We start from the raw sequence: 14,923 nt of genomic DNA, 5'->3' as shown, positions 1-14,923 counted from the left end.
ATGGATGCGAAACAAATTATTGAGTTTATTCAAAATGCCCCGAAAAAAACACCGGTCAAAATTTATTTTAACGGTGATCCGGCTATCTGCTGGCCAAATTGCAAAGTGTATGGAAACATCGTATTTGGGGACTGGCAAGATATCAGTGCAGTTCTTAATTCTCATCCTGAACTTGATGTGATAGTTGAAAATGACTGCCGAAACAGCGCAGTTCCCTTGTTGGATCTAAAAAATATTCCAGCCCGTATTGAACCGGGGGCTATAATTCGTGATCAGGTGACCATCAAAGAGAATGCGGTGATCATGATGGGAGCGATACTCAATATTGGTGCTTATGTAGGAAAAGGCACCATGATCGATATGGGGGCTGTTTTAGGTGGCCGTGCTATTGTAAAAGATAATTGTCATATTGGAGCCGGAGCAGTTTTGGCCGGTGTTATTGAGCCGGCAAGCGCTACTCCGGTAATTGTAGAAGATGATGTGCTGATCGGGGCCAATGCAGTTGTGATTGAAGGAGTCCATATTGGCAAAGGAGCTGTTGTGGCAGCAGGGGCTGTCGTAATCGATGATGTACCTGAAAATGTTGTGGTGGCAGGAACCCCGGCCCGGATCATCAAAGTGAAAGATGAACAGGCTACATCTAAAACAGGTTTGGTCAAAGCCCTTCGTTCGCTTTAGAGAAACTCTTGATAATCGCGTAAGCGGTTATCCTTTTTTTTGTTCTTTGTTTAGTGTATAATCGATTTGAATAAAATAAAGGGAGATCTTTATGTATAAACGAGTTCTATTGAAGTTGAGTGGAGAAGCATTGTCTAAAAATGGACAGGCGTTAGATCCGGGTACTCTCAAAAATCTGGCCCGAGAATTGAAAGAGGTTCAAAGTCTGGGCGTAGAATTAGCTATTGTAGTTGGAGGCGGCAACTTTATCCGCGGAAAACTAATGGCTGATTTAGGAATGGATCGTGTTCAGGCAGATTATATGGGCATGTTGGGAACTGTCATCAATGCTTTGGCTGTACAGAACGCTTTAGAGCAGGAAGGTGTTCAAACGCGTGTTCAAACGGCTGTAGAGATGCAGAAAGTGGCTGAACCATTTATTTTGCGCAGAGCCATTCGTCATTTAGAAAAAGGACGTATCGTGATTTTTGGAGCCGGAACGGGTTCACCCTATTTTTCAACGGATACGACAGCTGCTTTAAGAGCCAGTGAAATTGATGCCGATGTGATCCTTATGGCCAAAAATGGGGTGGATGGTGTCTATGACTGTGATCCTAAAACTCATCCAGAGGCCAAACGTTTTGATACTTTGAATTATTTGGATGTATTGAATAAAGGATTGCAAGTGATGGATTCTACAGCTATCAGTATGTGTATGGATAATGATATCGATCTGGTGGTTTTCAATATGAATAAGCCAGGAAATATCTTAAATGCTGTTACTCAAAAAGTATCGGGTACAGTCGTAACAAAAAAGAAATAAGGAGAATATTATGAGTGACTATTTAGAAAATGCTGAAATGAAAATGATGACCGCAATGGAAAATCTAGAATCAAATCTTCGTACGATTCGTACTGGACGTGCGAATGCCCAGATTTTAGATCGTGTCCAAGTGGATTATTATGGATCCATGACACCGATCAATCAAATGGCGCAAATTCAAGTTGTGGAAGGGACACAGTTAGTGATCCGTCCTTATGATCGCCAGATCATCAAATCAATAAACAGTGCAATCCAGGCAGCGAACCTGGGCTTGAATCCTCAGGCGGAGGCAGATTGTATTCGTATTCAAATTCCGGCTTTAACGGAAGATCGTCGTAAAGAGCTAGCTAAGGAAGCGCAAAAATATGGAGAAGAAGCCAAAGTTGCCATCCGCAATATACGCCGTGATGCGAACGATCAAATCAAAAAAGATAAAGAAGCGACGGAGGATGACCGTAAACAAGATTTAGAAGCTTCTCAGAAGTTAACAGATAAATTTATCAAAGATATTGATAAAACCGTTGAAGAGAAGAAAAAAGAAATTTTAAGTGTATAATGTGATTGCCCAATCTACATTGGGCAAATTTTTTTAGGAGGATCAGGATGAACGTACCTAAGACAATCGCAATCATTATGGATGGGAATGGACGCTGGGCGAAAGCGAAAGGGTTACCGCGGACGGCCGGTCATAAACAAGGAGCGGATACAATTCGTACCGTAGCTTTACATGCGAATCGAATCGGTGTCGAAAAGTTGATTCTTTATGCGTTCTCAACAGAGAATTGGAAACGTCCTGAGGATGAAGTCAGTTTTCTTTGTAAGTTGCCAGGCTTATTCTTTAACCGCTATATCAAAGAACTGATGGAGAACAATATCCGAGTTACTTTTGTCGGAGAATTAGAAAGATTTCCGGAAGATACACAAAAAGTCATTCGTAAAGCGGTTTCTATGACTGAAAAAAATACAGGGTTAGAGCTTTGTATTGCCATCAATTATGGCTCTCGCAGAGAACTTGTATTAGGTATTCGTCAATATGCTGAAGAAGTAGCGGCTCATCAAAGAGCCAATGATTTAGTTCCGGAACAGCTGGCGGATTATCTTATGGTCCCGGAAGAGATTGATTTACTGATTCGCACAAGTGGTGAAATGCGTATCTCTAATTTTTTGCTGTGGCAGATTGCTTACGCAGAATTAATTTTTACACCAGTTGCTTGGCCAGATTTTGATGAAGAACAATTGGATCGCTGTATTAAAGAATTCAATCAACGCGATCGCCGATTTGGAGGGATAAAGTCATGAAGACTCGAATTGTCACTGCCTTGATTGTCATTTTGATCTGTATTCCTCCTGTTGTTTGGGGAGGAATCCCCCTCGAGATCTTAGCAATCCTGATCTTGTCGGGCGGATGTTATGAATGGTTACACGTTCAAAAGGAATTTCCCGCTTGGCCTGTCTATGTTTTTCCGAGTTGTCTGTTGTTGACTTTTATTTCTAGATTTATTCCAGACTCGTATTTGTTTTCTTTTTTGATCGTTTGCATTGTATATTTTTGGTGTTTAAATATTTTTGTCGAGACGTTTACGATATCGAATGCTTTTTCAATGATTAGTTTTTTTGTGATCTTCTTTTTAATCTATCGTTCAATCGGTAGAATTCAAGAAAATCACCTTTATTTGATTTCTATTGTATTTGCCACATATGGATCGGATACTGGTGCATGGTTTTTCGGAAGACGCTTTGGCCGCCACAAGATGAATCCGAGAATTTCTCCGAAGAAGAGCTGGGAAGGTTTTGTTGGCGGGATTGTCAGTGGATTTATAATGGGATGGATCCCGACATTCTTTTATCTTAACGACGTTCATTTAGGTTTGATGTTTTTGCTTTGCCTTCTTTGTCCAGTGGTTGCAGAATTTGGGGATCTTTGTTTCAGTTCGATCAAACGACAGTATGGAATCAAAGACTTCTCCAACTTATTGCCGGGGCATGGAGGTGTACTTGATCGAGTGGATTCCTTGTTGATGAATATTCTGTTGTTTGGCGCTCTGAGTTCATTTTTTATTATATAAGGGGGATGTAAATGAATTTGATCATCGGTTTGTTTGCTTTTGTTTTCATGCTGAGTGTGATCATCGTGATCCACGAATTAGGGCATTTTCTTGTTGCTCGTCATTTTGGGGTATATTGTAAAGAGTTCTCAATTGGAATGGGGCCTTTGTTATATGCAAAACAAGGAAAAGAAACACAGTTTTCGATTCGTGCAATTCCTTTTGGCGGTTTTGTGATGATGGCTGGAGAAGAAGATGGTTCACAGGATGAGGAAGAGGATTGGTTAAAAGATCTGGATGAATCCAGAAGATTGAATTTTAAGCCTCGCTGGCAGCAAATCTGTGTGATGGTTGCCGGAGTCGTGATGAATATTTTACTCGCTTGGGTGTTGTATATTGGTTTGGCAATGGCTCAAGGTTATGTTGTAGAGGATCCATTACCTGTTGTATACGAAATCATTCCTGGCCAGGCAGCCGATCAAGCGGGTCTGCAAGAGGGCGACCATATTTTAAAGGTAACAGATGGATCGGATGTATTGGAACCCGAAACTCAATATGATCTTTTAGAATGGATACAATATCATCCAGAGGAATTACAAGCGACTGTCCAGCGTCAGGATGAAGTCTTTGAAGTGAGCATTCAACCTGAAAAAGACGAAGAAACCAATACTTATTCCTTAGGTTATGTAGTTTCTGCCAATGCGCACTATGTTCCTTGGTACACCGGTTTTTATTATGGGACGATGGATATGTTGGAATCGGGAACTTCCATTTATCGTGCTTTAGGGCATTTGATCCAAGGGGAAGGTCTTCAAAACTTATCGGGTCCGGTCGGAATTGCGCAAGTAACTACTCAAGCTACGACCCAAGGTTTGGATTCTTATATTTCTTTATTTGCGATGATCTCATTAAATATCGGGATCTTTAATTTGTTGCCGATCCCGGCTATGGATGGTGGCAGGATCTTGATCTTGATCTTAGAAAAGATCTTCCGCCGAAAAATCAGTACTCGTGTTGTCGAGAACGTGATCATGGTCAGTTTTATCTTATTGATCGGCTTATTCTTATTCGCAACTTATAATGATATTCTTCGATTGTTCTAAAAGAAGCGCAAGCTTCTTTTTTTGTTTGGGAAATAAAAAGAGGTTTAAAAAACCTCAAGTTAGATCATGAAATAAAGAATGGCTGCAAGATGACAAATTGAAGCCAGAAGGATAAATATATGCCAGATAAAATGGTTAAACTTTCTTTGCGGATGTCCATAAAAATAGGTCCCGATCGTATAAAGTAAACCACCTGCCAGGATCAAGATAAAAAAAGTTAAGGAACATTTCTTAATCAGCACCGGTAGAATGAATATGGCCATCCATCCCATGGTCATATAGATAACCATGGATAAGACTTTATGATTTACATTGGAAATTGATTTTAATAAGATGCCGCTCAATGCCATGATCCATTCGATTGCCAATATAAGATAGCCAATCTTGTTATGCATCAAAGATAAGCATACCGGAGTATATGTTCCAGCTATCGCAAGCAAAATCATTATGTGATCGATTTTACGAAAGACATATTTATGTGTTGTTTCATGTGGCATACTGTGATAAAGACAGGATGCTAAAAACATGAAGATCATGCAGATGATATAGATCGATATACCAATGGCATGCAGGGTGCCTGCTTGAAGATAGGCGCGTATCGCATAGTAAGGCAGTGCAAACAATAATAGAAACGCCATGGTCCCATGACTGACCGCATTTCCAACTTCTTCTTTAAACGAAAGAGGAAATACGTTTCTCATACTTTCTTTCATTTTTGTTTTCATACGTACTATTTTAAAAAGTATGGTTTTAAATTTCAAGGGAGCAGTCGATTTTTATTTCCCTTTTTGATACAATACAAAAGTTAGGATGAAGGTGGCTTATGTTTTTAAAAAGGATTGAGATTCAAGGCTTTAAGAGCTTTGCGGATAAGACAATTTTACAATTTGATCAGAATATCACCGGCATCGTTGGTCCTAATGGTTGCGGAAAAAGTAACGTCAATGATGCGATTCGCTGGGTATTAGGAGAACAAAGTACTAAAAGTCTTCGCTCGGGTTCGAGCATGTCGGACATTATATTTAGCGGAAGTGAATATCGAAAACCGGTCAACATGGCAAAAGTAACTTTAGTTTTTGATAATTCACTTCATATTTTCGATTCACCTTACGAAGAAATTGAAATTACTCGTCAGCTTCAACGCTCTACTAATGAAGCGAGTTATTTTATCAATAAAGAACCGTGTCGTTTGAAAGATATCAATGATTTAGTGATGGATACGGGATTGGGAAGAGATTCGCTAAGTATTATTACGCAAGGCAACATCAGTGCTTTTGCGGATGCGAAACCTGAGGATCGGCGTCTTCTTTTTGAAGAAGCTGCCGGTGTTGCAAAATATAAAAAGCGAAAAAAAGTTTCTTTGCAGAAATTAGAAAAAACAAAAGATAATCTTGATCGTCTGCAAGATATTTTAGATGAACTCGAAAAACAATTGTCACCCTTGGAAAAGCAGGCTGAAAAAGCAAAAATCTATAAAAATTTAAAAACCGAACTTTCTTCCATTGAAATCAGCGTGCTGGTTGAAGAAATTGAATCGATGCACCGCGAAATTGAAGACCTTTCCCATGCTCTTTTTGAGGCAAAGACGATCTATACTTCTAAAGAAGCATCTTTAAACCAGCAAGAAATCGATATTTCCAATTATCGTCAGGAAATGCATGCTTTAGATCGTCAAATCAATGATTTGCAGGGACAATACACAAGAGCTATGGAAGATAGCTACCGCTTGGAAAAACAAAAAGTAGAATTAGACGAAAAACGAAAATACCGACTTTTACAAGCAGATGCTCTGGCTCGACAGGATGAACTGAAACAGATGCTTCAGGAAGCAAAATATGAGTTTGAGGATCGTCAAAAACGTTTACAGATCTTAAAAGCGGATCTGGAAATGCATTTGAAGCGTTTAAACGATTTAAAAAATAAAGAAAATCAGGCTTCCATGCAGGCTTCTCAGCAACGACATGTTTTACAAGAATTAAAGAATCGAAAACAAGTATTAGAAAATATTGCACGACAACCTTTTTCTCACCAGCAAAGCGTACGTGCTGTTCTTGATGCCCGACATTCTTTGATGGGGATTGAAGGTGTCGTCAGTGAACTTTTAAAAGCACATCCGGAACATGCTAAGGCCATTGAATCGGCTTTACAAGGAAGTCTTTATCATATTGTGACTAAAGATGAAGCTGCTGCCCGAAATGCGATTGGTTACCTGAAAAAAAATAAAAGCGGCCGAGCAACGTTTTTGCCGTTGAATATCATGAAAAAACGTTTTGCGGCCCAAGATCAGCAAATCATTGCTTCACAATCAGAAGGAATGATCTGCTGGGCTTATGAATGTGTTTCCTGTGCCCCTAAATATGAAGATTTACGAGATCGTTTATTGGGGAATGTTTTGGTAATGGATAATTTGGTCCATGCCAATGAATGTGCAAAGCGTCTTCAATACCGTGTGAAGATCGTGACTTTGGATGGAGATATCGTTCATACCGGAGGAAGCATGACTGGCGGGTCGATTCGGAATCAGACGTCTTTGATTACGATTCAACATGAATTGGATTCGATTCGTTCACAAATTGAAGGGCAGGAGCTCAAGGTTTCGCACGATAATGACGAGTGCCGCATGCTGGAAAATCAAATGGACAAAGAAACTGAAACCTGCATGCAGTTGCAGATTGATGTGGCAAAACTGGAAAATATCTATCTTACTAAAAAAGAGAAATATGATTCTTTGCAGATGGAATACAAAGATTTGGTCATCGATGAAGAAAAACAGGATTTAGAAGAAGATGATATCGTCGTTTTAATGTCAAAGATGCATGCACGTATCGATCAAATCACGGGCGATATGCAAGCTTTGCGCAAAAGACGTTATGACAAAGGCAATACAGTAGAACAGATGGAAAATCAGATGCGCTCGATTCGCCGCGAGATGAATGCTTTGCAGGTTGATATTCATGACAATGAACTGGAACAAGCCAAAAAACAAGCCTATTTGGATACCGCTTTAAGACAACTTAACAGTGAGTATTCGATGACTTTTGAACATGCGAAAGATCAAAAACAAGATATTGATCTCAGCGAAGCCAAACAAAGAGTTCAAGTTTTGCGCACAGAAATATCAAAACTGGGAAATGTTAACCCGGATGCACCGGATCAATATAAGGAAATCAAGGAACGCTTTGATTTTATGACTTCACAAAAAGAAGACCTGGAAAGGGCTTCTGCTTCGATCCTTTCGGCAATTGATGAAATGGATCAGACCATGAAAGTTCAATTTGTAGATATGTTTGAAAAAATCAATCAGGAATTGGACGGTATTTTTAAAGCGATGTTTGGTGGCGGTAAAGCGAAACTAAGCATGGTAGATCCGGAAGATGTCTTGAATACGGGTATAGAAATCGATGTTCAGCCACCAGGAAAAATGGTCAAGAATTTACAGTCTTTCTCCGGTGGTGAAAAAGCTTTGATCGCAATCAGTGTTTTATTTGCGATTTTACAGGCGCGAGTTATGCCTCTTTGCATTTTTGATGAAGTCGAAGCCGCTTTAGACCAGGCAAATGTTGAACGATTTGCACGATACCTGTCTCGTTTTGGAGACCGCTCTCAATTTATCGTCGTGACTCATCGCCCGGGAACGATGGAACAATGCGATACATTGTACGGAATTACTATGCAAAAAGATGGTGTCTCTAAATTATTGAAGGTTCAGTTGAAGGACGCTGTTCATATTGTAGAAAACAAGGAGGTCAATTAACATGGCTTTATTTCAATCGATCAAAGATGCCTTTATCAAAAACCAGGATAAAGATAAATACTTAAGCGGATTAGGTCGTTCTAGGAAGAGTTTTGGAGATAGGATTCGTTCTTTATCGAACAGCTTTCATGGCATTGACGATGATCTTTTAGAGGAGATCATGATTTTGTTATTGGAAAGCGATGTGGGAATCCATACAGCACAAAAAATAGTCGACCGTTTTGAAGAAAACGCTTCGCATATCCACGAATATGAATCGATGGAAGATTATTTTATCAGTATCCTTCATGATTTTTATGATCAAGAACAAGATGGATTCATTCATTATAACGAAGAAGGACCAACGGTTATTTTTATGGTTGGAGTAAACGGTTCTGGCAAGACTACAACATCCGCAAAACTTATCCAATATTATAAGGATCTGGATATGTCTATGGCGGTTGCGGCTGCGGACACTTTCCGTGCGGGGGCTGTTGATCAAATTGAAACATGGGCCAACCGATTGGGAGTTCCTTGTATAAAAGGAGCGCCAAATCAAGATCCGAGTTCTGTTTTAGTGGATGCTTGCCGGTATGCTAAAGATCATCAAATTGATATTCTTTTAGCGGATACTGCCGGTCGGCTGCAGACCAAGACGAACTTGATGAAAGAATTAAGCAAGATGGTTCGCGTTTGTGATCGCGAGATTCCGGGGGCTCCTCAAGAAGTCTGGCTGGTTTTAGATGCGACAACGGGTCAAAATGGAATCTCACAAGCTAAACAGTTTTTGGATGCTACGCAAGTTAGCGGAATCATTTTGACTAAGATGGATGGAACGGCGAAGGGCGGGATTGTTTTAGCTATCCACGATCAGTTGAAGATTCCGGTTCGCTTCCTAGGGTTGGGAGAAAAGCCAGATGACTTGCAACCTTTCGATATCAACAGTTATTTGATGGGAATCACAAAAGGATTAGAAGATGAATAGATTGGAAACGAACGTTCTTTTTGATATCTATGGTCAATTGCTGACAGAGCGGCAACGTGAAATCTGTTCATTATATTATGAGGAAGATTTTTCTTATTCTGAGATTGCAGAAGAGCTTTCCATATCACGGGCTGCGGTTCAGGATAGTCTAAAAAAATCTTTGAATCAGCTGCAAAAGTATGAAAGTGTGATCCATTATATTGAAAAAAGAAAAAAAATCATTGAACTTTTAGAACAGTTGAATGATGATAAGATAAAAGAGACAATCATGAATCTATTATAGGAGGGTATCAATATGTCTATTGTAATGAGTGTCAATGCAGGAAGCAGCTCTTTAAAATTTCAGGTGTTTCAAATGCCGGAAGAAGAAGTGCTTGCACAAGGGAACATTGAGAGAATCGGATTGGAAGATTCGATTGTTGGAATGAAGTTCAAAGGACAAAAGATCGAAGAAATTCTAGATATTCCAGATCATGGAGCTGCAGTGAATAAATTGATGGAAGTTTTGGTCAAATATGAAATTGTCCATGATTTAAATGAGATCAAAGCTATCGGTCATCGCATGGTTCACGGTGGAGAGTATTATTCCCATTCAGTTCCTGAAAGCAAGGAAGCTGAAGATAAAATCGATGAGTTAAAAGTTTTGGCACCATTGCATAATCCTGCCGGACTGCTTGGCTATCGTTCTTTTAAAAAGGCTTTGCCGGAATGCAAGCACACATTTGTTTTTGATACGGCGTTTCATCAAACTATGCCAAAGGAAAACTACATTTATCCGATTCCTTATGAATATTATGAAAAAGATGAAATTCGTCGATATGGGATGCACGGAACAAGCCACTTATATTTAACACAGCGATTAGCCGAGATTTTAAATAAACCGATGGAAGAAATGAACATCATTACATGCCATTTAGGGAATGGCGCAAGCATTACGGCTGTAAAAAATGGAAAATCTTATAAAACCAGTATGGGATTTACTCCATTGTCCGGTGTCATGATGGGAACCCGCTGTGGAGATATCGATCCGGCCATCATTATGTTCCTAGAGAAAAAGTATGGTTACACGCCTGATGAAATTGATACGATCTTGAATAAAAAATCAGGGATGTTAGGCGTTTCAGGAATCAGTTCAGATGGACGTGATGTGGAAGCCGCTGCTGAACAAGGAAATGAACGTGCTATCTTAACGCAGAAGATCTATGTTAATTCAATTGTAGAGACCGTATCTGGATATTATGGTTTGATGGGTGGAGCTGATGCAATCGTCTTTGCCGGCGGCATTGGTGAAAATGATTCTCTGATGCGTCAGAAGATTTGTGATCGTCTTGCGGTATTTGGTGTTAAAGTTCCTGAATCATTGAATAAAGGGGTTCGCGGCATCGAGAAAAAATTGAGCAGCGAAGATTCTTCAATCCAGGTTTGGCTGATTCCTACCAATGAAGAGCTCGTCATGGCACGAGATGCCTATAAGAATCTTTGCCATGAATCCTAAAATTCTTGATTCCATTCAAAAATATGACTCTATCATTATTTTTCGTCATATTTTGCCTGATATGGATGCTTTAGGTTCTCAGTATGGCTTGGCGTCTTGGATTCGTTCTGCCTATCCTCAAAAAAAGGTCTATTGTGCCGGAGAAGGATCTCCTTTACAAAAAAAATTGGGATTATCATTAGAAACTCTTTCTGAAGACATTTATCTGAAGTCTTTAGGAATCGTTTTGGATGCATCGACCGCAAATCGTGTTGATGATCAAAACTATACGAGATGTGCCTCTACGATTCGCATCGATCATCATGTGCAGACAGAATCTTTTTGTTCTGTAGAATGGATCGATCCCAAGGCGAGCGCTACTTGCGAAATGCTGGCTCTGTGGCTTAAAGAGAATCAAGGGATGCTCCCTGCAGATGCCGCTAATCTTTTATATGCTGGTTTAGTGGCGGACAATGTTCGCTTTACTACAAAGAGCGTCAGCGCAAACAGTTTTTATGCAGCAGCTTATTTAATGAACTTTGGCATAGATGTCATAGCATGTGATCAGATGAATTATTCAAGCACATGGAATGATTATCAATATGAAACGTTAGTTCGTACAAAGGCGTCTCGAAAAAATCATTTTCTGTATGCTGTGATGGAACAAGATGATTATCTTCCTGTTTTAAGTTCATTTGCTTCTGCAAAAGAAAAAGTCTATGTTTTGAGCGGTGTGGAAGATATCCAGATTTGGGCTTTATTCACTCGTATGGAGGATGGGGTCCATTACAGTGCTTCCTTACGTTCCAAAACAATCGATATTCGAGCAGTGGCTCAAAAATATCATGGAGGCGGTCATGCCTGTGCATGCGGCATCAAAAATCTTACTCGTGATCAAATTAAAGAAATTGTTGAACTTTTGGCAAATTTAAGTGAATCCGTTCTTTCGATTTCTGTTTAGTCTAAGTCGATGACTTAGGCTTTTTTATTCTGTGGTATAATGACAACAAGATGGGAGGACAACAATGGTCCATTTACACGCGCGAAGCTGTTATAGTCTTCTGGAATCGAGTTTAACGATTGAACAATTGGTTGAACGAAGTGCTCAGCTAGGTTTTCGTCATGTGGCTCTGACCGATAAAAATGTCATGTATGGCACCATGAAGTTTTACAAAACCTGCATGGAACACAAGATTCATCCCATTTTGGGTTTGGAAATCGATGCTTTGTTTGAAACAGGAAAGACAAGTTTTGTCTTTTTGGCCAAAAACGATCAAGGTTTACAAGATCTATATGCTCTTTCTACATTGAAAATGAGTCACAATCATGAACTTTCTATGGCGGATCTCTCTATCTATAGTCAGAATAGTATTGTTCTGACTACGGGGATCCAAGAGGAAGATATTTTATATAATTGGATCTTACATGAAGATCAACCTTCTCTTTATCGCTATTTTGAAACGTGCCGTTCTTCTTTTTCATCATTTTATATCGGAATCTTATGCAATGATTCAGGTTTTTGGAAAGAAAAGAATAAACTGATCAAAAAAATCGCAAATGAAACAGGGCTTTTGACTTGTGCTCTTTCGTATATTCTTTATCAAAAAAAAGAAGATGTTTTACAGCTTCGAACACTTAAAGCGATTCAAAAACAAGCAAGAATTCACGATCAGGATCTAGTGGTTTTGAATGATCGTTTCATACGTTCGCAATCAGAAATGGAAAGTTTATATGATCCAGAAGATTTGATTCGTACTGATGAAATTGCACAAATGTGCAACGTTCAAATGGCAATGCCGAAGAGTTCGCTTCCGCCATATCAAAACAAATTGGGAATCGATTCAAAAGAGTTTCTGGTCAAACTGTGTAAAGCAGGGCTTGCCAAACGTCTTTCTAATCAATGGAACGAAGAATATGCAAAACGATTGGAATATGAGTGCTCAACAATCATTAAAATGGGATTTACGGATTATTTTTTGATAGTTTATGACTTCATCCGTTTTGCTCGTTCAAAAGATATCAACGTTGGTCCAGGGCGCGGGAGCGCCGCTGGATCTTTAGTGGCGTATTGTTTGGGAATCACGCATATTGATCCTATAAAAAATCATCTTTTGTTTGAACGATTTTTAAACCCGGAACGGATTTCTATGCCGGATATCGATACAGACTTCCCGGATGATCGACGAGATGAAGTCATCGATTATGTGAAAGAGCGATATGGGAAAGATCATGTCTCGCATATTGTTACTTTCAATACTTTAAAGGCTAAACAAGTATTACGGGATGTAGGAAGAGTGTATTCTATTTCTTCTGCGAAGATCGACCAGTTGACGAAACTGATTCCAAATACTCCTGGCATGACATTGAAACGAGCTTTTTCGGAAGTGGATGCTTTTTCTCGCATTCTTAAAAAAGACAAGACACTGATGGAATTGTACCAGTATTGTCTACCTTTAGAAGGGCTGCCGCGTCATCTGTCTATACACGCTGCCGGGATTGTTTTGAGTGACCAGCCAATCGTCAAAGTCTGTCCTTTGGTTCAGATCGATGAATCTCATCTTGCCACCCAGTTTACGATGGAGTATTTGGAAGAACTCGGCTTGATCAAGATGGATTTTTTGGGCCTTAGAAATCTGACGACGATCGATCATATCGTAAAAACTATCGAACAACAGACCGATCATAAAATTGATGTTTTAAAACTGCCATTGAACGATCAAAAGACATATCGTCTATTATCCAAAGCCGATACCACAGGGGTATTTCAATTGGAAAGCCAGGGGATCCGTGCTTTGCTAAAGAGGATGAAACCATCGAGGTTTGAAGAAATCTGTGCAGTTTTAGCTTTATATCGTCCCGGTGCAATGCAGAATATTGATGCCTATATTCAGCGTAAAGAACATCCGGAACAAATAGAGTATCCGCATCCCTTGACTCAAGATATCTTAAAAGAAACTTATGGCCTGATCATATATCAAGAACAAGTTATGCAGATCGCTACAAAAGTAGGAGGTCTGTCCCTAGCGCAGGCAGATTCTTTGCGTAAGGCCATGTCGAAAAAGAAGCATGACCAAATGGCTGCCTATAAAGAGACTTTTGTCCAGGGAGCATTGAAGAATCATTGTTCTTATAAACAAGCAGTTGAATTATTTGATACCATGGAAAAGTTTGCCAGTTATGGTTTCAATAAATCGCACAGTTATGCTTATGGTTTGATTGCTTATCAGATGGCATATTTAAAAGCAAACTATCCCCTTTATTTCTATCAGAATCTGTTTGACAGCGTCATTGGTTCCGAAAAAAAGACTAGTCAGTACTTGAGTGAATGTCGCAGTAGAAAACTAGTTGTTTATGCACCGGATATCAATCGATCTGAGGGACATTATACGATAGAAGAAAAAGGCTTGCGTATGCCTTTTCAAGTCTTAAAAGGCATTGGAAGTACAATTTATCCGCCTATTTTAGAAGAACGAAGACATGGGCAATTTCAGAATTTTATCGAATGTGTTGTTCGTTTAAGCAGCGCGCATGTGATTGAATCCAGTTTACGAATATTGATTGATGGAGGGGTCTTCGATTCTTTTGGATTGAATCGTGCCACCATGCATGATAATTTGGCAAGAATTCTCGTTTATGCTGATTTAGTCAAAACGGAAGTTGATGGCCAGATTCGGTTTGATCTTTCAGTCGTTTCTAAACCAAGCTTGCGAAAAATGAAAGAAAACCCGATGGAGCGTTCCCAAAAAGAATTTCGCGTTTATGGCTTTTATTTAAGTGAACATCCGGTAAAGCGGATTCGCGAAACACAATATCCCAAATGTTTACCGTTATCGCAAGCGGAATCGTATTCGGGATACCTCAATGTGATTGGCCGTGTCGTCGGGTATCGTGTTCATAAAACAAAACAAGGTCAAAATATGTGTTTCATGTCTATCGACGATGAATCCGGAAAAATAGATATTACTTTGATGCCTGAACTCTATGCAAAAGAAAAAGATAATATTCAAAAAGAACACGTTGTCCTTGTGCAGGGAAATAAAAATCGTCCGAATTCAATACTTGCCAGAAAATGCTTTTGGCTGAATCCAGAGAAAACATGATTC

General features: G+C 39.5%; 13 protein-coding genes. 12 read left to right on the top strand and 1 reads right to left on the bottom strand.

Annotation, left to right across the window (positions count from 1 at the left end):
- The 6 genes from dapD (at position 1) to HNQ43_RS02900 (ending at position 4,628) form a co-directional block, all read left to right on the top strand.
- Positions 1-678 (top strand): 2,3,4,5-tetrahydropyridine-2,6-dicarboxylate N-acetyltransferase, encoded by a 678-nt coding sequence (gene dapD, locus HNQ43_RS02925; RefSeq protein WP_221247981.1) that lies wholly within the window; start codon positions 1-3, stop codon positions 676-678.
- Positions 679-769: 91 nt separating this feature from the next.
- Positions 770-1,480, top strand: coding sequence for a UMP kinase (pyrH, locus tag HNQ43_RS02920; protein WP_183374599.1), 711 nt, complete (start codon positions 770-772; stop codon positions 1,478-1,480).
- A gap of 10 nt (positions 1,481-1,490) precedes the next feature.
- A complete protein-coding gene (gene frr, locus HNQ43_RS02915) occupies positions 1,491-2,036 on the top strand; it encodes a ribosome recycling factor (protein WP_183374598.1) in 546 nt (181 codons plus the stop codon).
- Between the two features lie 47 nt (positions 2,037-2,083).
- On the top strand, positions 2,084-2,779 hold the full coding sequence (locus tag HNQ43_RS02910) for an undecaprenyl pyrophosphate synthase (protein WP_183374597.1): 696 nt from the start codon (positions 2,084-2,086) through the stop codon (positions 2,777-2,779).
- Positions 2,776-3,546, top strand: coding sequence for a phosphatidate cytidylyltransferase (locus HNQ43_RS02905; protein WP_183374596.1), 771 nt, complete (start codon positions 2,776-2,778; stop codon positions 3,544-3,546). Before HNQ43_RS02910 ends, HNQ43_RS02905 begins: the two co-directional genes overlap by 4 nt.
- Before the next feature lie 11 nt (positions 3,547-3,557).
- Complete coding sequence (locus HNQ43_RS02900) at positions 3,558-4,628, top strand: M50 family metallopeptidase (protein WP_183374595.1); 1,071 nt, start codon at positions 3,558-3,560, stop codon at positions 4,626-4,628.
- A 59-nt stretch (positions 4,629-4,687) separates the two neighbouring features.
- Here HNQ43_RS02900 and trhA read toward each other — a convergent pair whose 3' ends face one another.
- On the bottom strand, positions 4,688-5,353 hold the full coding sequence (gene trhA, locus HNQ43_RS02895; RefSeq protein ID WP_346670510.1) for a PAQR family membrane homeostasis protein TrhA: 666 nt from the start codon (positions 5,351-5,353) through the stop codon (positions 4,688-4,690).
- A 98-nt stretch (positions 5,354-5,451) separates the two neighbouring features.
- Here trhA and HNQ43_RS02890 point away from each other — a divergent pair, with 98 nt between their 5' ends.
- From HNQ43_RS02890 to dnaE, 6 genes are all read left to right on the top strand, one after another.
- On the top strand, positions 5,452-8,382 hold the full coding sequence (locus HNQ43_RS02890) for an AAA family ATPase (RefSeq protein ID WP_183374594.1): 2,931 nt from the start codon (positions 5,452-5,454) through the stop codon (positions 8,380-8,382).
- A gap of 1 nt (position 8,383) precedes the next feature.
- A complete protein-coding gene (ftsY, locus tag HNQ43_RS02885) occupies positions 8,384-9,346 on the top strand; it encodes a signal recognition particle-docking protein FtsY (RefSeq protein WP_183374592.1) in 963 nt (320 codons plus the stop codon).
- Positions 9,339-9,629 (top strand): YlxM family DNA-binding protein, encoded by a 291-nt coding sequence (gene ylxM, locus HNQ43_RS02880; protein WP_183374590.1) that lies wholly within the window; start codon positions 9,339-9,341, stop codon positions 9,627-9,629. Before ftsY ends, ylxM begins: the two co-directional genes overlap by 8 nt.
- A 12-nt stretch (positions 9,630-9,641) precedes the next feature.
- Positions 9,642-10,841 carry an acetate/propionate family kinase gene (locus HNQ43_RS02875; protein ID WP_183374588.1) on the top strand — a complete coding sequence of 400 codons (1,200 nt, stop codon included), beginning with the start codon at positions 9,642-9,644 and terminating at the stop codon, positions 10,839-10,841.
- A complete protein-coding gene (locus HNQ43_RS02870; RefSeq protein WP_183374586.1) occupies positions 10,831-11,781 on the top strand; it encodes a DHH family phosphoesterase in 951 nt (316 codons plus the stop codon). The genes HNQ43_RS02875 and HNQ43_RS02870 overlap by 11 nt, the downstream gene beginning before the upstream one ends.
- A gap of 64 nt (positions 11,782-11,845) precedes the next feature.
- Positions 11,846-14,920 (top strand): DNA polymerase III subunit alpha, encoded by a 3,075-nt coding sequence (gene dnaE / locus HNQ43_RS02865; RefSeq protein ID WP_183374584.1) that lies wholly within the window; start codon positions 11,846-11,848, stop codon positions 14,918-14,920.
- The last annotated feature ends 3 nt before the right edge of the window (positions 14,921-14,923 follow it).

It is taken from the genome of Faecalicoccus acidiformans (assembly GCF_014202635.1).
GTDB classification, from domain to species: Bacteria; Bacillota_I; Bacilli_A; order Erysipelotrichales; family Erysipelotrichaceae; genus Faecalicoccus; species Faecalicoccus acidiformans.
The sequence above is the reverse complement of the archived record's forward strand: the minus strand, read 5'-3'. Positions and strand labels throughout refer to the sequence as shown.

Bases quoted from the DNA above. Each gene is read 5' to 3' on its own strand.
- HNQ43_RS02910 (WP_183374597.1), top strand. From the start codon at position 2,084: ATGAACGTACCTAAGACAATCGCAATCATTATGGATGGGAATGGACGC.
- dnaE (WP_183374584.1), top strand. From the start codon at position 11,846: ATGGTCCATTTACACGCGCGAAGCTGTTATAGTCTTCTGGAATCGAGT.
- frr (WP_183374598.1), top strand. From the start codon at position 1,491: ATGAGTGACTATTTAGAAAATGCTGAAATGAAAATGATGACCGCAATG.
- HNQ43_RS02875 (WP_183374588.1), top strand. From the start codon at position 9,642: ATGTCTATTGTAATGAGTGTCAATGCAGGAAGCAGCTCTTTAAAATTT.
- HNQ43_RS02870 (WP_183374586.1), top strand. From the start codon at position 10,831: ATGAATCCTAAAATTCTTGATTCCATTCAAAAATATGACTCTATCATT.
- HNQ43_RS02905 (WP_183374596.1), top strand. From the start codon at position 2,776: ATGAAGACTCGAATTGTCACTGCCTTGATTGTCATTTTGATCTGTATT.
- trhA (WP_346670510.1), bottom strand. From the start codon at position 5,353: ATGAAAACAAAAATGAAAGAAAGTATGAGAAACGTATTTCCTCTTTCG.
- ylxM (WP_183374590.1), top strand. From the start codon at position 9,339: ATGAATAGATTGGAAACGAACGTTCTTTTTGATATCTATGGTCAATTG.
- dapD (WP_221247981.1), top strand. From the start codon at position 1: ATGGATGCGAAACAAATTATTGAGTTTATTCAAAATGCCCCGAAAAAA.
- pyrH (WP_183374599.1), top strand. From the start codon at position 770: ATGTATAAACGAGTTCTATTGAAGTTGAGTGGAGAAGCATTGTCTAAA.
- HNQ43_RS02890 (WP_183374594.1), top strand. From the start codon at position 5,452: ATGTTTTTAAAAAGGATTGAGATTCAAGGCTTTAAGAGCTTTGCGGAT.
- HNQ43_RS02900 (WP_183374595.1), top strand. From the start codon at position 3,558: ATGAATTTGATCATCGGTTTGTTTGCTTTTGTTTTCATGCTGAGTGTG.
- ftsY (WP_183374592.1), top strand. From the start codon at position 8,384: ATGGCTTTATTTCAATCGATCAAAGATGCCTTTATCAAAAACCAGGAT.